Below are 17,219 nucleotides of genomic sequence, written 5' to 3'. Positions count from 1 at the left end.
CTCGATGACCGATCAGGTTATCGTCGACGAAAAACAGGTTGCGCACCCCTTGGGCACGCAGTGCGTCCAGCTCCCGCTCCACCTGGGCTAAGGTCTTGTAGCGGGGCTTGCGGCCGAACATGACGATGATGTCGCAGAACTCGCACAGGTATGGACAGCCCCGAGAGATCTGGAGCGTGGCGGTGGTGTAACGGTCGAGCTTCAGCAGGTCGAAGCGGGGCGTGGGCGAGTGGCGCAGATCCACTACGCCGGTCTCGCGGTAGAGCCGCTCGGCTCGCCCTGCTTCCAGCTCGGCGCAAAAGCGCGGCCAGATATATTCCGCCTCCCCCGCCACCACAGTGTCCGCGAGCTCCAGGTAGCGCTCCGGCACGAGGGAGGCGTAGCTACCCCCCACCACCGTGCGGTAGCCGGCGGCCCGGTAATAGCGGAGCAGCTCCTGCTGCCGGGCGAACTGCACTCCCATGCCGGCGACGCCGATCAAGTCCGCTTCGGGCGCGAGGGGCAGCGGCTCCACGTTCTCATCCACGATGGTCACTTTCCAGTGATCCGGGGTGAGGGCAGCCAAGGTGGCGAGTCCCAGGGGCGGATTGACGGCGCGCTTTTTCGGCAGCACCCGGTCCACCGCCCAGCGGAAGCTCCAGAAGCTTTCGGGATAGCGGGGGTTGATGAGCAGCAATCGCATCGGAGGCAGAGGCTAGCCAAAGGGCTAGGGAAGGGCAATACGGTTCGGGCCCGCAAACCCCGAAATCTCGCGCTTCTTTGATCTCGATCAAAAGATCGTTGCGCGGGGCGGACGGGATGGGACGTTAGCGGATAGAATGAGACCAATTCTTGGCTTCATGCGTTGCCTCGTCCATGGCCGTGCTGCATCTCACCGCCGCGCCCCACCGCACCTGGTTTTTTGCCGGAGCGGTGCAGCTCATCGCCGCTATGGGCTGGTGGATGGGGGAACTGGGCGCGCGTTACGTAGGCTGGTTTTCTCCCCCCGCCTGGGCCGTGCCTCCGGGATGGCTGCACGCTTATGTCATGCTCTACGGCGTATTCCCCTTCTTCATCTTCGGCTTCTTGATGACCGCCGTACCCAACTGGCTGGGGGAAGGGCGCATTCCCCGGACGTGCTATGTACCGGCCGCCGGGTTGATGCTGGCGGGGGCGCTTGCCACCTATGTCGGTGCGACGGCGGGGGTCGCTTTTCTGCGTTGGGGGACAGGGCTCGCCCTGGCCGGCTGGGCGCTCGCCTGGAGCGGGCTGTTCGATCTCGTGCGCCGCACGACGCGTCCCGACCGGCGCTATCCCCTCGTCGTGCTCACCTTGACTGCCGTCGGGTTCCTCCTGCACGCCAGCGTCCTCGCCTGGCTTGCTAGCGGGGAGGTGTCTCTTTTCCGTCTCGCGCGTATCGGGGCGATATGGTTCTTCCTGCTGCCCCTGTTCTTCAACGTGAGCCACCGCATGATCCCCTTTTTTTCCAGCCGGGCGCTGCCGGATTATCCCGTCGTGCGACCGTCTTGGAGCGTGCCGCTGTTCACCGCCGGATCGGTGGTCCACGGAGTGCTGGAGCTCGCGGGGCTCACCGCCTGGACCTGGATACCGGATGGCGTCATGCTGGCGGTGGTCCTCTACCTGCTGGTAGCGTGGCGGGGCTGGCGCAGCCTGCCCGTGCCGCTCCTTTCCATGCTGCACATCGCCTTCGCGGTGCTGGCTCTGGCCCTCGCCCTGCATGTACTTCAGGGCCTCGTCTGGCTGGGCGGGCGCGCGGTGCTGGGACTCGCCCCCCTGCACCTGCTCGCGATCGGCTACTTCTCCGCCATGCTGATGGCCATGGTCTCCCGCGTCTCCCTCGGCCATTCGGGGCGGCCTCTGGTGGCAGACCGGCTCACGTTCGGCTGCTTCCTAGGCGTGCTGGCGAGCGCGGTGCTGCGGGTGGCGGCAGACCTGGCGCCCGGGGCCCCGTGGCTCATGCCGGCCGCGGCCCTGCTGTGGCTTGCCTCCTTCGGGGCGTGGGCGTGGCGGTACGTGCCGTTCTATTTCCTTCCCCGGGTGGACGGGCGGCCGGGATGAGCGTCGAATCCCTCGTCTTCGCGCGGGTGCTCCACGTTCTCGCGGTGGTGCTCTGGATTGGCGGCGTCGCCATGGTGACCACCGTGCTGCTGCCGGCGGTGCGGCGCCTAAGACGACCCGAGGAGCGCGTGGAGTTCTTCGAGCGGATCGAAAGCCGCTTCGCTGTCCAAGCCCGGATCACCACCTTGATTGCCGGCCTGAGCGGGTTTTACCTGGTTCATGCTCTAGGCGCGTGGAGCCGGTTCGGTGCGGCCGAGTTCTGGTGGATGCACGCCATGGTGGCGGTATGGGCGCTTTTCACCCTCATGCTGTTCGTGCTGGAGCCCCTGTGGTTGCACCGCTGGTTTCTCGCGCGCGCAAGGCGCGACCCGGAGGGCACCTTTCGGCTAGTTCAGGGACTGCACTGGATCTTGCTGACGGCGAGCCTCGTCACCATCGCCGGCGCTGTGGCGGGAAGCCACGGTTGGCTGCCATTTGGTTGAAGGATGCGCCGGGTCCCGGCCGCAGAGCGGAACCAGCCGACGGCGAATTTGTGCCTGTCCAGGACCTGCGCTTTAATCCCGGGTAGACACCGGCACACCGATGGGCAGCACCGGTGATGGCGCTCCCGGAAGGAGAGGCCAGTGGCAGATGCACGAATCGTTTCCTGCTTACAAGCGCTTGCCCCGCTTCAGGGTCTGAGCCTCGCATCCATAAAGTCCTTCGCCTCAGCAGCGCAGCTGCGGCGCGTAAGCGCTGGAGAGTGCGTGTGGCGGCGAGGCGAGCACGTACACCACTTCATCGGAATCGTCGATGGGTTGGTGGCGCTTCAGCAAGTGAGCGCTGCCGGGGAAGTGAGCATGGTGGCTTTATTCGGACCGGGAGACGCTCTGTGCGCGATCCCGCTTCTTTACCGCCAGCTCGCGCCTGCGGACGCGGTGGCGGTTTGTGATCAGACTGAGCTGGTATTCGTTCCGTCCGCTTTGTTCTTGCGCACGCTCGAGACGGAGCCCACACTGCTTGCGGCCGTAAACCGAACCCTCGCCGACCATGCTGCTCTGTTACGGCGGAAAATCGAGCTTGTAAGCGCAGGCAGCGTTCCACGGCGCGTAGCGGCCCTAGTTCTCTATCTGGCCGAACGGCTCGGAACGGCCGAGGGCGGGCAGGTCTGCATACGCCCCGCCCTGACCCGCGAGCAGATCGGCCAATTAGTCAACGCACGCACCGAAACCGTGATCCGGATCATGAGCCGATGGCAAAAGGTCGGCTGGATACGGGGGAGCGCTCCAGTACTGGAAGTGCTGCGTATGGACATGCTGCGCCGGATCGCCAGCGGCGCGCAACCTGCTTCTCCAAGGGGCGACCTGGGTTAGCGCTCGAGCAGCGCTCTTTTCACGCGCACGGCAGCCCAGCGCTCTGCGTCAGGAGGACTTTGTTTTTTCTCTACGATTGTGGGCCAGTGCTTCGACAGATCTGCGTTGAGAGCGATGAAGTCCTGCTGGTCAGCGGGGACGTCTTCTTCCGCGTAGATAGCCGCCACGGGGCACTCGGGAACGCATAAGGTACAGTCGATGCATTCGTCGGGGTCGATGACCAGAAAATTTGGCCCTTCGCGGAAGGCATCCACCGGGCACACGTCCACGCAGTCGGTGTATTTGCACTTGATGCAAGCTTCGGTCACAACATAGGTCATGGACGATCCTCTAGTCTGCGCTTATCTGCCCTGTATTCGAAACGGACGGAAGTACTGCAGTGATTTACGAGCCTCAGCATAGCGCTGTCTATCGAGTGGATTGCATGATCTACGTCATACCATACGTCTCAGCCGGTGCTTATACTTTCCATCGTCACGAGGGAGTGGATCGCGGAATCCAGACTGATGTTTGAAAGCAGGTGCATGCCATGACTCGCCAAACCCATCATTGGGCCCAGGAACACCGCAATTTCCGGCGGCTTCTCGACGTGCTGGAAGAGCAAGTCGACACCCTCGGCAACGCTGGCCAGCCGAACTATGACCTCATGCTGGACGTGGTTCATTACATGACTCACTATCCGGACCTGTTCCATCATCCGAAAGAAGACCTGGCCCTGGATCGGATCGTCAGCCGCGATCCCGGTACTACTGGCCTGGCGCGGGACCTCCACCGCCAGCACCGCGCGATCGCCAGCAGTGGACACGCCTTACGGGAGATGCTAGATGCGGTGGTGGCTGGTGCAGTGCTGCCGCGGGAGCATCTACTCGAGCCCGCCCGTGCGTATATCCGGCATTTTCGTGTGCATCTTGACATGGAAGAAGCCGAGATGTTTCCGCTGACGGAACGGGTTCTGAATTCCGAGGACTGGCGTGACATCGACGCGCGGGTTCCTTATGCCGCCGACCCACTTTTCGGAAGCCGGGTGGCGGAGCGCTATCTCGCGCTTCATCGTCACATCGCCGGGGAGGTGGGATGCGATTGCGTTCTGGCCCAGAGTTGAAAACCAGCGTCTCGTTGCTCGGGAGCCCAGCCGGGCCTACTGCAGATGCGCGATCCCGGCAGGGCAATGGACCGCAATTTCCGGCACGTCGAGAGCTTACTGATCCGCACGGAACAGCTTCAAGAGGCGTATGGAAGTTGGATCACGTGATCGAGCTCTCCGCCAGCGACTTACCTGCGTGTTGCCCAAGTTCTGTGATGCTCTTCTGGTCGTGGCATCCCAGGGTCTTCCTGGACGTGCTGAACCAGCCGCTAGCCACATGCCCCTATTGCGGCATGCACTATCGCATCGCGGAGAGAGCCCGTAAGAGCGAGCTGCCTAACCCTGCCTTGCATCAGCATCGCCAATGGCCGCACGTGGTGTTGAAGACGGCCGGCGACAGGACTCCCCGGCGCTCGAGCGTGTCGGGACTGGGAATCTCTGGGCTGATAGGCGCGGTAACACTACGTTAAAGTTGATCACGAAATGGGTGAGACGTCGCGATCATGAGTGAATTCAATGTTGCCCGACCTCGCATGGGGATCGTGGCTGCCCCAGTAGATCCACTGACTGACCCAGCCTTCGCCAGGGGGCGGTTGCGCTTTCTCGCAGGCGCCAGCGTCCTTTGTGGTAGGGGTGAGCGGGACTCATGGAGCCAGAAAAAAGTTCACAGCTGAGGCACGCGCAGGATCCGTTGGCTGCGGAGCGCAAGCGCATCGAATTTCTCGTACAACGGGATGGAATGGCCTCCGCGCAAGCGTGGGTGCACCGTACCATGGGAATCTATCGACGGGCGGTACTGGACCAGAGCCACTACGCCAGCACTCGGGAATATCGGCCCGCGTTCATTCGGTCCTACTGCGCCTTCAAGTTCTGGCTGGCGTGGAGCACGGCACGCTCCCTGGCGGCCCCCTTCCGATGAGCAAGCCCCGTTTTCACAGCAATCGCCCGCCACCGAAGACTTTGTTTTGACCGCGGGCGCTCGAGCAATGTTGGCTTATTGGGCAGGCTCGTCATGTCTCAGACCCCTCGTCCCCGTGCTCTATACCTGTTTCGGCTGCGCTACCCCGTCGGGGCGATGTGCTCGTTCGCCCATCGCCTCTCTGGCGTTCTCCTGGCGCTTGGGCTACCTGTAGCGGCTTATGCGCTACGGCGCTCTTTGGAGGATCCGTCCGGGTATGAGGCCATTGCCCGCTTCCTGCATTCGACTTGCGGAAAAGCTTTGGCAGTACTGTTCTTGTGGGCCCTTGCCCATCACGTTTTGGCGGGGGTACGTCATCTGCTAATGGACATTGGGCTCGGATCCTCCCTCGCGGCTTCTCGGGTGAGTGCATGGTCAGTGAATCTGCTAAGCATACTGTTGGCGTTGGTTGTTCTGGGGGCCGTGTTGTGAAGACGATTTCCAGCGGACTCGGCGCGTGGTTGGCGCAACGTTTGAGCGCGGTGTACATGCTGATTTTCTTGTTTTACGCATTGATCGGATGGAGTTTGTCTCAGCCCATGGACTACGCCGCCTGGAGAGCATGGCTCCTCACCGAGCCGATGCGACTCTTCAGTCTGCTCTTCACCGCTGCACTCGCCTTGCACGTGTGGGTCGGCTTACGCGACGTCATTCTCGATTACGTCCGCCCGGCCTCGCTGCGCCTCAGTGCCCTGACGCTGGTGGCAATCGCTCTGGCGGCGATCGTCTTAGTTATTGTCTTATCTTTGCTCGGGATTTGACGTACGGAGACTGATGTGGAATTCCTGATCTATCGTTTTATTCCAGACAAGGACCCACGCCCGCGCATGCAGCGCTACGAAATCAAGCTGGAGCCCACGGATCGCATGCTGCTCGATGCTTTGGAGCGAATTCGTGCGACCCAAGATGACAGCCTGGCCTATCGCCGCTCCTGCCGCGAGGGGGTCTGCGGATCCGACGGGATGAACGTGAACGGCCGCAACGGTCTCGCGTGCATCACTCCGCTCGCGGGACTGCGCGAACCGGTAGAAGTGCGACCCTTACCCGGCTTTTCGGTGATCCGGGATCTGGTCGTGGACATGACACGTTTTTTTGAACAGTACCGCTCCATCAAGCCCTACGTCATTGCCGAAGAGCCTCCGCCCGAGTACGAGCGACTGCAGTCGCCTGCAGAGCGTGCCCGCCTGGAGGGCTTATACGAGTGCATCCTATGCGCCTGCTGCTCGGGTTTCTGTCCATTCTATTGGTGGAACCCAGACCGCTTCCTCGGCCCTGCCACCTTGCTCCAGGCGTTGCGTTTCATCGAGGATAGCCGCGATCGGGCCACCGAGGAGCGCCTCGATCATCTAAATGAGGCTTATCGCCTGTTTCGTTGCCGCAGCATCATGAATTGCACCGAGGTCTGTCCCAAGCATCTCAACCCGGCGCGCGCCATCGAGCGAATCAAGCAGCGAATGGTAGGAGCGGCGCTATGAGGCAGGAGCCGCTGCACCTTGTTCCCCATGAGATGGATAAGCCGGTTGCGAGTATCACCAAAAACTTGCCGCCCCGCGCTTCCCGCGCGGTGCCGCTTTGCATTGACATACGAGTGCTTTTAACGCGCGCCCCTGCAGCTTGCCCGCGCCGCATCGGTTAGCGTTCGGCTGAGGCGGCCCTTCTGGTGGCGAATGGCACCTCAGGCTTTCTTCAGGATTTCCACCGCCTTCCTCGCCTCCTCCAGCGTGTCCACGCCCACGTAAGCGACGAACTGGGTGCCGATGACGGGGGCGGAGAACCCATGAAGGTTGATTCCCGCCTCAGCCAGCTTTTGGGTGAGCGTCGCGGCGATCCCCGGACGGTCCTGGCCTGTCGCTCGAACGGAATGCAGACAGTGGGTAACGTTAAATCCCACGGTTGCGGCAGCGCGAATTTCCCTGTCGCTTTGCAAGGGTGTCACGAATACCACCGCGGTCCCGGGCTTTTCCGGAGCGTGCCGGGAGATGATGAATTGCAGGTTTGCGCCCGCCTGGCTCAAGAGGGCAAGCATCGCCGCCAGGGCGCCAGGCCTGTCCGGCATGCTGGCGGCCCATACATCGACAAGCTCGACAAGAAGATCCATGCATCCTCCCGCGGTCTGCTTCTTATTTAAATTTAGGCCACGGCCGTGCGGCAGGCAAATTCCAGGCACGCAGCCGTCCCCCTCGTGCGTTCACTTCATTTGAGCAAGTCTTCCTCAGTCTGGATGTCCCCCCGTCAAGCTTCGCGCACTACAAACGTGTCGAATAGGCGCCCGATCGTCTGAAGCAAAGCCGGCGATGGCCAGAATCCTGCTTCAGCGCGGGCGAGCGCCGGATCGGCGCAGCCCTGAGCGCGAAAGGCTTGGAGAGCATAGTGGCGCACGCCCATTCGCGCTAGACGATGAGCGAGCTTCAGGAGGTTGGTCTCGGACAGCAAGGCCGGGTGGACGGTGGTGCGGACCTCGTGGGCGGTGCCGCTCGCGAGCAGCAGGCGCAGGCTGGCGAGCGCCCGGGCGCCGCTTCCCGAAACCCGGGTCACGGCTTCGTAGGCTTCGAACGGCCCCTTGACGTCGAACCCTACCCAATCGAGCCAAGGCAAGAGCCTCTCGAATTTCGCCGGATAGATTCCCGCTGTGTGCAGCCCCACGGCGAAACCCAGAGCTTTCGTATCCCTTACCACATCGGGCAGACCGGGGTGGAGGGTAGGCTCACCGCCACTGAATACCACGGCGTCGAGCAGTCCCTTGCGGCGCTCCAGAAACCCCGCGATTTCCCACCAGCTTGCTTCGTTCTCTCCGCGCGGGGGGAGAAGGTGCGGATTGTGGCAGTAGGGGCAGCGCCAGGGACAGCCCTGGCAGAAAACCACCGCCGCAAGCTTGCCTGGGTAGTCTGTCGCGGTGAACGGGACGAGCCCGCCCACCGCGATGCGGGTTCGCCGCTCAGCTGGGGAGCTTGATGCGGTCTTCGAGAAAGAACTTGCGCTCGTAGTGCTCGCCTTTCTTGCCAATGTTGAAGCTCGAGACCGGCCGGTGGTAGCCCATGACCCGGGTCCACACCTCGCAGGGCTGACGCTCCCAGTCCTCGAGGACAATGGACTCCGCGACTTGCGGGCGTTTTCCGTTCGCGACATCGTCCATGCTTTCACTCCTTTGTGCTCAACAAAGAATCAAACGTTCGCCCGGCGCTTGCGGGCGATGAGCGCTTCGTCGCAGCGCGGGCAGAACTTATGCTCGCCCGCCAGGTAACCGTGCTTCGGGCAGATGGAGAAGGTGGGCGTCACGGTGACATAGGGCAGGGAGAAGCGGGTGAGGGCGCGGCGCACCAGCGTCTTGCAAGCTTCGGCGGAGGAGAGCCGTTCGCTCATGTACAGATGCAGCACAGTACCGCCAGTGTACTTCCTCTGCAGCTCTTCTTGTCGCGCCATGGCCTCGAAGGGATCATCGGTGAAACCCACGGGAAGCTGGGTGGAGTTGGTGTAATAAGGCATGTCCCGCGTCCCCGCTTGGAGGATCGTTTCGCCGAAGCGCTTCCTGTCCTCTTTGGCGAAGCGGTAGGTGGTCCCTTCTGCGGGGGTGGCTTCCAGGTTGTACATGTGACCGGTCCGGTCCTGGAACTGAAGCATCCGCAGCCGGATGTGATCCAGGAGCCGACAAGCGAACGCGTGCCCTCGAGGGTCGGTAATGTCGTAGGCATCGGAGGTGAAGTTGCGGATCATTTCGTTCACCCCGTTCACGCCTATAGTGGAAAAGTGGTTGCGCAGGGTTCCCAGGTAGCGCTTGGTGTAAGGGAAAAGCCCGCCGTCCATGTGGCGCTGGATCACCTTGCGCTTGATTTCCAGGCTCTGGCTGGCCAACTCCAGCAGCTCATCCAGCCTCTGGAAAAGGCGGGCCTCGTCGCCCTTGTGGAGATAGCCAAGGCGCGCGCAGTTGATGGTCACTACACCAATCGAGCCAGTCTGCTCGGCGCTGCCGAACAGGCCGTTTCCGCGCTTCAATAGCTCCCGCAGATCCAGCTGCAGTCGGCAGCACATGGCACGGATCATATGCGGCTTGAGGTCGGAGTTGACGAAGTTCTGGAAATAGGGCAGCCCATACTTGGCCGTCATTTGGAACAGGAGCGCAGCGTTGGGCGAATCCCAGTCGAAGTCCGGAGTGATGTTGTAGGTAGGAATAGGAAAGGTGAAGACCCGCCCCCTGGCGTCCCCAGCCATCATGACCTCGATGTAGGCTCGGTTCACCATGTCCATCTCGGCCTGTAGCTCGCCGTAGGTGAAGGGCATTTCCCGACCGCCGAGAATGGGCACCTGAGCACGCAAGTCTTCGGGGCAAACCCAGTCGAAGGTGAGGTTGGTGAAAGGGGTTTGCGTGCCCCAGCGGGACGGTACGTTCAAGTTGTAAATGAGCTCCTGGATGCATTGCTTTACCTCTTCGTAATGCAGGTGGTCTGCGCGCACGAAGGGCGCGAGGTAGGTATCGAAGGAAGAGAAGGCCTGAGCACCGGCCCACTCGTTCTGGAGCGTTCCCAAGAAGTTCACGATCTGACCCACCGCGCTCGACAGATGCTTGGGAGGGCCCGCTTCCACTTTGCCTGGAACGCCGTTCAGCCCTTCTTGAAGCAGGGTGCGCAGCGACCAGCCCGCACAGTAGCCCGACAGCATGTCAAGATCATGGATATGGAGGTCGCCGTCGCGGTGGGCCTCGCCTATCCTGGGAGGATAGACGTGGTTCAGCCAGTAGTTAGCGGTCACCTTTCCGGAGACGTTGAGGATAAGCCCGCCCAGGGAATAGCCCTGGTTGGCGTTGGCGCTCACGCGCCAGTCGAGGCGGCTCAGGTACTCGTTGATAGACGCTTCTACGTCCACCATGGCCTTGCGATCCTGGCGAAGCCGCCGGTGGCTTTCCCGGTAGATGATGTAGGTCCGAGCGGTCTTAAGATAATCGTTGGTGAGGAGAACTTGTTCCACCACGTCCTGGATGGCCTCGATCTGGGGCGACTGCTGCGGATACTTGTAGGAGAGGACTTTAACCACCTGGGCGGCGAGCCGCTCAGCGTCTGTCCGATCGATCTCACCCGTGGCCTCTCCGGCACGGGCGATGGCTGACCGGATCTTGGCGATGTCGAAGGGCGCGATCCGGCCGTCGCGCTTGATCACGCTGTGCGGTGGAGGCACCGCTTGCAGGAATTGGTGGCTTTCTTCCGGGGTAGTCATGACCTGTCTTGGCGATCCACCAGTGAGTTTGGATTCGGTCTAATGCGCCTTCTTCCTCCCAGTCCACAAAATATAGTGGTCTGACTGGGAAGATACACATCTTTTTGTGGTGTCGGGTAGGTTAGACGGAAGGGCGGGCCGTTTTCTTTGATCTGGATTAAGCTTCGTCGCGGCACGGGATGACGCCGATCCCCGGTAGGCCGAGGAGTGTCCGGGGCGCCTGTGAATTCGGGGTGGCCGCCGCAGCGCGCAGCGCTCGCGCTGACAAAAACCGGCGGGGGTAATACGGCATCGTGGCGTGGATTGATTCACGGGGATCCCCGGGCGCCGAGCCAGCGGATCCCCCCGGTCCGCGCCCTAGGAGCAGTTAACAGGTGGAGATGCCGGTGAACCGGTGATTGCGGGATGGGTAGCGCCGCAATCGGGCTGCCTGCTGGCGCCTTGCGCTACCCGTGTACAAGTCAGGCGGGCAAGGAAATCCAGCAGGCCCAGCCGGCCCGCTCGAATCCGAGTGGTCAGGGCGAGCACGATCAAGGACTGACGGGTCGGCCGGCTCGTGAATCAAAACGGGACGTGGTAGCCCCAACCCAAGTCCCGCGTGTCTAGCTTCACCCATCGCTCCTTGAGCCGCAGCTCGTCGCCTTCCACGGCTACCGTATCCACATATTTGCCTACCGCGAACAGGCTAGTCGCGCCGCCGTCCAGCTGGGTCTTGAAGATCTGGAGGGCCGATGTGACTTTGGCGGTGCTGCCGTTCATTTCCACCTTGTAGACGATGGCGTTGCGAGTGAGGGGCGAACGGTCGCTGTTGTGCTTGGGCAGCATCTTGAGCAGGAATTCCTCGAATTCCTTGCGGTCACGGTCGAGCCAAGTCATCTCCTTGTGGATCTCTGGGCTGTAGGCGGAAAGCCGGTAGCGGAACTCGGGATCACACAAGGCCATGAACCCAGAGAAATCCCGCTCGTCCATGAGCATGCAGGTGGTGTAGATAAACTCCTCGATACGAGAGCGTTCCACGGTCATGATGAGCCTCCTTGATTCCAATGGCGTACGGGACTTCAAGCCACCCGGGCGGCTGCTTCGTCCTTGAGCATCGGCAGGGCAGGGCTGCGACCCATACGCCGCCCCCACTCGGCAATGTAGTGACGCATGCCGATCTCGTCGTGAATGGTGGCGTTTTCTTCGCGGGCCTGCAGCACATACATGGGCTGGGAATCCCTGGCCATGGCGATGCCTTGACCGGAAGAGGCGAGCAGGTCTTCGTGCAGATTGCGACCGAAGGGGCCCCAGATGGTGGCGGCGTCCCGTTCCCGCTGCTGGCGCTCTTCCGGCGTGTCCCGCTTCAGGCCCAGAGCACGGAACTCCAGCAGCACCTTGTTGGGCGCGAGGGGAATGTAGCTGTCGATGCGCAGCACCGAGGTGCGCAGGTTGAGGGTGATCGCCGGAAACAGGTCGACGAGCTTCCACCCTTTCGGCGGCAGATGGGGCCATCCCAGGTCTGTGGAATGCCCGCTGCCGGCATAGGCCCCGTAGTTCACGTTCATGGAGCCCACCGTGGCGTGCCCGTTGGGATAAGCGGTGTACTTGCGCTGGAAGTAGCCGGACTTGGGATCCAGCATGCCCGTGATGCGGTTATAGATGTGCAGGTAATCGTGATAGAACTCGCTGTTGGTGTCGTGGATCAGCTTGTAGTTGGTGTTGAGCGTTGCCTGGTAATACCAGAAGGTCTCCATCGGTTCCGCGGTGAGCTCCGGCAGCATGTAGTCCAGGGCTTCGCCGATGTAGCTGGACAGAGGTTCGCAGTTGTCGTCCAGGTTGACCCATACGAAGCCGCCGTAAGCGACCTCAGTGCGCACCTCCTTGAGCGCCACGTCCGCCTTGCACAGCCGGTCCTGATAGCCGTCTTTCTCCCGAGGAATGTCAACGCAATCTCCATGACCATTGAATGCCCACTGGTGGAAGATGCAGGTCAAGTACTTGGAGCTGCCCGATGGCTCGTAGACGATCAGGTTTCCCCGATGGGGGCAGATGTTGTAGAAGGTGCGCACCTTGCCGTCCTCGCCTCGCACGATCACGAGCGGAGTCCCGCCTGGATGACGGTACGTGCGGTAGTCGTAGGGATTCGGCAGTTCGCTTTCGTGGCACGCGAGATGCCACACCTTCTTGAAGATCTTTTCCTTCTCTTCTTCGAAGATCTCCTCGCTCGAATAGATGATGGGATCCACGTAGTGGGTAGGGGGAAGCTTGGGTCGCTTCAGCCACTCTGAAGTGGTTCGTGCCATGGTTGCCTCCTCTGAATGGAATGAGAACGGGACTCAATGACCACACTAGCAGTGTGGTTAAACGTCGCCGAAGCATAGGCCGTGCCTGGTGTCGAGGGCAACCTAGGTCTATGATTTTTAAACGCGCGCGGCCCGGCCAAAGGAGGAGGGGGGTGAAGGCGTTTCTTCTGGAAACGACCTCACGAAACCGTGGGGCACACGGGTGGTGCCGGCGCAGCGTAAAGGCGAAGAAAGAGCGCAACGCACCCGCCGGCCAGGAAGGGACCAGCGGGGGCTCGAAACCAGTCCTTGTGCTTTAGGCAGGGGTTTTGCCCCCCTTTGCCTTGGGACATAATCAGCGCAGCCCAATCAGCCGATCTATCGCGTCGTGAAGCCCCTGGATACCCGCGCTTTTCTGACGAACCTGCCCTTATTCCGCGAGCTGGAGCCGCAAGAAATCGAGCGCGTCGCCCAGTCTACCCAGCAGGTCCGCGTCCTGCGGGGAGAGACGCTCTTTAAGCGGGGCGATCCCTGCACCGGCATCCATGCCCTGGTGTACGGGCAAGTGAAACTCTCGTTCATTTCTTCCCAAGGCGACGAAAAAGTGGTGGACATCATCGGGCCCGGCGAGACCTTCGGCGAGGCGCTGATGTTCATGGACAAGCCCTACATCGTTTCGGCCCAGGCGCTGGCCGACTCCCTGCTTTTGCATGTATCGAAGGCGGCGATCTTCGAAGAGCTGGAGCGACATCCGGCCTTCGCCCGCAGGATGCTGGCGGGCTTGAGCTGGCGCCTGCACAAGCTGGTGCGGGACGTGGAGGCCTACTCCCTGCGCTCCGGTACCCAGCGGGTCATCGGCTATCTGCTGCGGGACGAGCAGGCGCAGCCCGTGGCGGGTCCTTTTCAAGTCACCTTGCCAGCGAGCAAGGGGATCATTGCTTCTCGCCTGAACCTCACGCCGGAGCACTTCTCCCGCATCCTCCACGATCTCGCCGCGGCCGGGCTGATCGAGGTGGAGGGCCGCACTATCACTATCAAGGAGGTGGAGAAGCTGCGCGCCTATGACCGGTAGCTTCGCGGGGCGGGTGAAGCGAAGCGCAATGCGCCCTATGCCGTCATTCAGTGGCTTGCCGGGGCGCCACCTCCAGCCAAAGCGTAGCCCTGCGACGCAAGGCCCCGTTTCCTAGCCTGAGCGCAAGCCGAAGCGCAGCGAACAACGCGAGCCACCGATAGACGGGCTTACCTGATGGTGAGGAAAAGGTCGAGCCGGGCGCCGTCAATGGGAAGTTCCCGTTGAGCGGGTGATCTTGTTGTAGACGTTGTACTTCCCAGAAGGCTTGTTCATCGGGAGGCGCTTGACCTCTTGCAGACGCTCGGCGTCGTACACCACCAAGGCGCCGTCGTTTTCCCACACACTCACCAGAGCGTAGCCTCCGTCTCGGGTGAACTCCACGTGGGCGGCCGTCTTGCCGGGCGCGGGTCGCAGGGTGGCGACGATCTCCAGGCTTTCCTTGTCGATTACGTGCAGCGCGTCCCGGTGCGGCCCGAAGAACACATCTACCCAGGCGTAGCGTGTCCCTTCGTGACTGCGCAGGAAGAACCCCGGGCCCAGGGTCTCGATCTGCTTGACAACCTTCCAGCTCCCCATGTCAATGACACTCACCAGTGCCTGTTTGAGATTGGGGGTGGCGAGCACCGGCCGGCCGGCCCGAGTCCAGGCGATGCCGGAGCCGAGATGGGGCAGCCCCGGCAAGTCCAGGTCCGCGATCTTGCGCCGCACGTCCAGGTTAACCACCTGGGCCCTCGAGCCGTCCCGCGAAGCGCCAATGACATATGCATAGCTCGGATCGAAGAAGAAATCGTCCAGGTAATCGTCCAGCTCGGTGACTCGTACCGGGAAGGGCTCCTGTTCGGCGAGCGCTTCGCCCATGCGGTAGTCGTGCACCAGACCGCGATAGACTGCAGCGGTGTTTTCGGCATAGGGAATTTCCCAGATCTGCTTGAGGTCCTTCAGGGCGGCAACGAAGCTCCTGCGGGGCGCGGCGTCGTAGACGGCAGAGACGCGGGAGCTTCTTCCCTTGCCGTCTTGTACCGGGATTACCTTGAGCAGGCGCAGGTCCTGCGCGTCCAGGACCACCAGGGTATGGGGTAGGTAGTTCGCCACCATGACGTAGCGCCCGTCGCTGGACAGAGCCAGGTTGCGGGTGTTGATCCCGGCGCGGACTTCGGCCACCCAGCTAAGACCGTAGAGGTCGTACTTGGAAATCCAGCCATCCCGGGAGGCAAAGTAGACGAAGCGGCCGTCAGGGGAGAACTTGGGGCCGCCGTGCAGGGCGAAGCGGGTGGAAAAGCGGACGATCGGCTCGAAGCGGTCGCCGTCCAGGATAGTGGCGTGGTGGTCTCCTGTTTCCACCACCACAAACAGATTCAGGGGATCGGCCCGGTGGACCGGTGCCGGGGGAAGGCTCTGCGGCGGGCGGTGGACGATCCGAGAGGCGTCGATTTCGTTCTCACCCCACACGGGCTGCACGCGGGGCGGTGCGTACACGTAGTCGGCAAGACGCGCGATTTCTAGCGCAGTGAGGGTGCCGGCGAAACCCGGCATGTGGGTCGCTGCGCGTCCCTGGGCGATGACTCGCTCGGCCTCCCCTTTTGGCAGACGGGAGAGGTTTTCCGGCAGCAGCGCCGGCCCCTTGCCTCCCAGGCGCTCAGCCCCGTGGCAAGCGGCGCAGTGCCGCCGGTAGAGCTCGGCGCTATCGTCTTGCGCGCTCTGGGACGGGGCCGCGCAGAGCCAGGAAAGCACCAAGGTGGCGAAAGCGAGGGCAGGGGCTCGGTGCATAAGAAATGACGGTGCTCGGACTCCTGGATGGAGAAAGCGGCTCAGCGCAGCCCTTGCCGGCGGGTGGCCCGGGAGTAGGCCGTGACCTGGAGCCGTTCGCCGCCGGCCTGGAGCCCGATCTCTTCGTCCGTGAGATAGCAGGCTGGATCTTCCTGCCAGGGATCGCCGGTGAGCTGCCAGGCGCGCACGCGGGTATTGCCTCCGCACACGTCCAGATAGGGGCAGGCGCCGCAGCGCCCTTTCACGGGGCGCGGGCGGCGCTTGAGCCCTGCCATCAGGGGATCTGAGAGGTCTTGCCAGATCTGGGAGAAGGGCCGCTCCCGCACGTTGCCCAGGGAATAGTCCCACCAGAAGGTGTCCGGGTGCACGTTGCCCAGGTTGTCGATGTTGGCGATATGCAGCCCCGAAGCATTGCCGCCCCATTGGGTCAACTTGGCCCGTAGATGGGCTTCCCGCGCGGGAAACCGACGCCGGGTCCAGAGCAGCAGGTAGACGCCGTCGGCATCGTTGTTGCCGGTTACGAACTCGCTTGCCAGCCCCCGTTCCAGATGCTGCCAGGCAGTGGCGAGCAGCAGGTCCATGGCCCAGCGGGTGGTCTCCAGGCGGGCATCCCCCGCCCGGTTCACGTTGCCCCGTCCTGCGTAATTGAGATGGGAGAGATAGAACTTGGGAATGCCTTCCTCTTCCATGAGCCGCAGCAGCGCCGGCAGTTCGGCGGCGTTATCCTGGGTGAGGGTAAAGCGCATGCCCACCTTGAGTCCCCGATCGCGGCACAGGCGCAAGGCGGCAAGGGACCGGTCGAAGGCGCCCGGCATGCGTCGGAACCGGTCGTGGGTCTCGCGCATGCCGTCCAAGCTGATGCCCACGTAGTCGAAACCCACCGCCTGCAGGGCATCGATCGATTTTTGGTCAATCAGGGTGCCATTGCTGGATAGGCCCACGTAGAAGCCGAGCGCCTTGGCTCGTCGGCCGATGTCGAAGAGATCGGGCCGCAGCAGGGGCTCGCCGCCCGAGAGGATGAGCACTGGCACGCCGAAGGCCTTGAGGTCGTCCATCACTCGGTACACCTCGGCGGTGGAGAGCTCCCCGGGAAAATCCCGGTCCGCGGAGATGGAGTAGCAATGGCGGCAGGCAAGGTTGCATCGCCGCACCAGGTTCCAGATCACCACCGGACCCGCAGGCGAGGCGGGCGGAGAAGGGGGGGTCGGCTGGCGGATTTCCCGCAGGTAATGGGTCAGGCGGAACATGGGTGTCTCGGGAAGCGTTCCTTACGGTGAAGGGTAAGCGCAGGCGGCCGGCCCGATGCTGATCCAGATCAAACCCTGCGTTTCAAAAGCGCAGCCCCGTCTTCTTCAGAATGCGCACGCTATAGAGCACCTCGTGCCCGCGGCAGGCGTCCCCCAGCAGCTGGGCGATGGCTTCTACCTGGCACTCCACCTCGTCGCGCCGGCGCCCATGGACC

19 protein-coding genes are annotated in these 17,219 nt (G+C 62.5%); 9 read left to right on the top strand and 10 right to left on the bottom strand.

Features of this window, described 5'->3' with window-relative positions:
* Positions 1–682: B12-binding domain-containing radical SAM protein (locus tag V7Q81_RS09060; protein WP_333842299.1), on the bottom strand; the 682-nt coding region annotated here is incomplete at its 3' end.
* 149 nt (positions 683–831) lie between these two features.
* Here V7Q81_RS09060 and V7Q81_RS09055 point away from each other — a divergent pair.
* The 3 genes from V7Q81_RS09055 (at position 832) to V7Q81_RS09045 (ending at position 3,410) form a co-directional block, all read left to right on the top strand.
* The gene (locus tag V7Q81_RS09055; RefSeq protein WP_333842296.1) at positions 832–2,058 is read left to right on the top strand and encodes an NnrS family protein; all 1,227 of its coding nucleotides are present in this window, start codon (positions 832–834) and stop codon (positions 2,056–2,058) included.
* Positions 2,055–2,540: a hypothetical protein gene (locus V7Q81_RS09050; protein WP_333842293.1), complete on the top strand. Its 486-nt coding sequence runs from the start codon at positions 2,055–2,057 to the stop codon at positions 2,538–2,540. Before V7Q81_RS09055 ends, V7Q81_RS09050 begins: the two co-directional genes overlap by 4 nt.
* Positions 2,541–2,681: 141 nt before the next feature.
* A complete protein-coding gene (locus V7Q81_RS09045) occupies positions 2,682–3,410 on the top strand; it encodes a Crp/Fnr family transcriptional regulator (RefSeq protein ID WP_333842291.1) in 729 nt (242 codons plus the stop codon).
* On the opposite strand, the gene fdxA is transcribed toward V7Q81_RS09045, so the two are convergent.
* Complete coding sequence (gene fdxA, locus V7Q81_RS09040) at positions 3,407–3,730, bottom strand: ferredoxin FdxA (protein WP_333842289.1); 324 nt, start codon at positions 3,728–3,730, stop codon at positions 3,407–3,409. The two genes, V7Q81_RS09045 and fdxA, sit on opposite strands and share 4 nt — an antisense overlap.
* Positions 3,731–3,939: 209 nt before the next feature.
* Between fdxA and V7Q81_RS09035 the strand changes: the two genes are divergently transcribed.
* The 5 genes from V7Q81_RS09035 to V7Q81_RS09015 all read left to right on the top strand — a co-directional run bounded on the left by V7Q81_RS09035 (position 3,940) and on the right by V7Q81_RS09015 (position 6,927).
* A complete protein-coding gene (locus V7Q81_RS09035) occupies positions 3,940–4,512 on the top strand; it encodes a hemerythrin domain-containing protein (protein ID WP_333842286.1) in 573 nt (190 codons plus the stop codon).
* A gap of 673 nt (positions 4,513–5,185) precedes the next feature.
* Complete coding sequence (locus tag V7Q81_RS09030; RefSeq protein WP_333842284.1) at positions 5,186–5,413, top strand: hypothetical protein; 228 nt, start codon at positions 5,186–5,188, stop codon at positions 5,411–5,413.
* A 93-nt stretch (positions 5,414–5,506) separates the two neighbouring features.
* Positions 5,507–5,884 (top strand): succinate dehydrogenase, cytochrome b556 subunit, encoded by a 378-nt coding sequence (gene sdhC / locus V7Q81_RS09025; protein ID WP_333842281.1) that lies wholly within the window; start codon positions 5,507–5,509, stop codon positions 5,882–5,884.
* The gene (sdhD, locus tag V7Q81_RS09020) at positions 5,881–6,213 is read left to right on the top strand and encodes a succinate dehydrogenase, hydrophobic membrane anchor protein (protein ID WP_333842279.1); all 333 of its coding nucleotides are present in this window, start codon (positions 5,881–5,883) and stop codon (positions 6,211–6,213) included. The genes sdhC and sdhD overlap by 4 nt, the downstream gene beginning before the upstream one ends.
* A 15-nt stretch (positions 6,214–6,228) precedes the next feature.
* Positions 6,229–6,927: a succinate dehydrogenase iron-sulfur subunit gene (locus tag V7Q81_RS09015; protein ID WP_333842278.1), complete on the top strand. Its 699-nt coding sequence runs from the start codon at positions 6,229–6,231 to the stop codon at positions 6,925–6,927.
* Between the two features lie 200 nt (positions 6,928–7,127).
* On the opposite strand, the gene V7Q81_RS09010 is transcribed toward V7Q81_RS09015, so the two are convergent.
* The 6 genes from V7Q81_RS09010 to V7Q81_RS08985 all read right to left on the bottom strand — a co-directional run bounded on the left by V7Q81_RS09010 (position 7,128) and on the right by V7Q81_RS08985 (position 12,939).
* Positions 7,128–7,550, bottom strand: coding sequence for an ACT domain-containing protein (locus V7Q81_RS09010; protein WP_333842277.1), 423 nt, complete (start codon positions 7,548–7,550; stop codon positions 7,128–7,130).
* Positions 7,551–7,684: 134 nt separating this feature from the next.
* On the bottom strand, positions 7,685–8,368 hold the full coding sequence (locus V7Q81_RS09005) for an anaerobic ribonucleoside-triphosphate reductase activating protein (protein WP_333842276.1): 684 nt from the start codon (positions 8,366–8,368) through the stop codon (positions 7,685–7,687).
* Positions 8,369–8,387: 19 nt separating this feature from the next.
* The gene (gene nrdD / locus V7Q81_RS09000; RefSeq protein ID WP_333842274.1) at positions 8,388–8,585 is read right to left on the bottom strand and encodes an anaerobic ribonucleoside-triphosphate reductase; all 198 of its coding nucleotides are present in this window, start codon (positions 8,583–8,585) and stop codon (positions 8,388–8,390) included.
* A 29-nt stretch (positions 8,586–8,614) separates the two neighbouring features.
* Entirely contained in the window at positions 8,615–10,657 is a 2,043-nt protein-coding gene (locus V7Q81_RS08995) for a ribonucleoside triphosphate reductase (RefSeq protein ID WP_333842273.1), read from the bottom strand.
* A gap of 561 nt (positions 10,658–11,218) precedes the next feature.
* Complete coding sequence (locus V7Q81_RS08990) at positions 11,219–11,680, bottom strand: aromatic-ring-hydroxylating dioxygenase subunit beta (RefSeq protein WP_333842271.1); 462 nt, start codon at positions 11,678–11,680, stop codon at positions 11,219–11,221.
* 35 nt (positions 11,681–11,715) lie between these two features.
* A complete protein-coding gene (locus V7Q81_RS08985) occupies positions 11,716–12,939 on the bottom strand; it encodes an aromatic ring-hydroxylating oxygenase subunit alpha (protein WP_333842269.1) in 1,224 nt (407 codons plus the stop codon).
* A gap of 367 nt (positions 12,940–13,306) precedes the next feature.
* Here V7Q81_RS08985 and V7Q81_RS08980 point away from each other — a divergent pair, with 367 nt between their 5' ends.
* A complete protein-coding gene (locus V7Q81_RS08980; RefSeq protein WP_333842267.1) occupies positions 13,307–13,990 on the top strand; it encodes a Crp/Fnr family transcriptional regulator in 684 nt (227 codons plus the stop codon).
* 204 nt (positions 13,991–14,194) lie between these two features.
* On the opposite strand, the gene V7Q81_RS08975 is transcribed toward V7Q81_RS08980, so the two are convergent.
* Positions 14,195–15,757 (bottom strand): cytochrome D1 domain-containing protein, encoded by a 1,563-nt coding sequence (locus V7Q81_RS08975; protein WP_333842265.1) that lies wholly within the window; start codon positions 15,755–15,757, stop codon positions 14,195–14,197.
* Between the two features lie 41 nt (positions 15,758–15,798).
* On the bottom strand, positions 15,799–17,004 hold the full coding sequence (nirJ, locus tag V7Q81_RS08970; protein WP_333842262.1) for a heme d1 biosynthesis radical SAM protein NirJ: 1,206 nt from the start codon (positions 17,002–17,004) through the stop codon (positions 15,799–15,801).
* Positions 17,005–17,219: the final 215 nt, after the last annotated feature.

The organism is Pelomicrobium sp., from assembly GCF_036803785.1.
In the GTDB taxonomy this organism is placed as follows: Bacteria; Pseudomonadota; Gammaproteobacteria; order Burkholderiales; family UBA6910; genus Pelomicrobium.
Note: the sequence above shows the minus strand (reverse complement) of the source record. Positions and strands in the feature narration are given on the sequence as shown.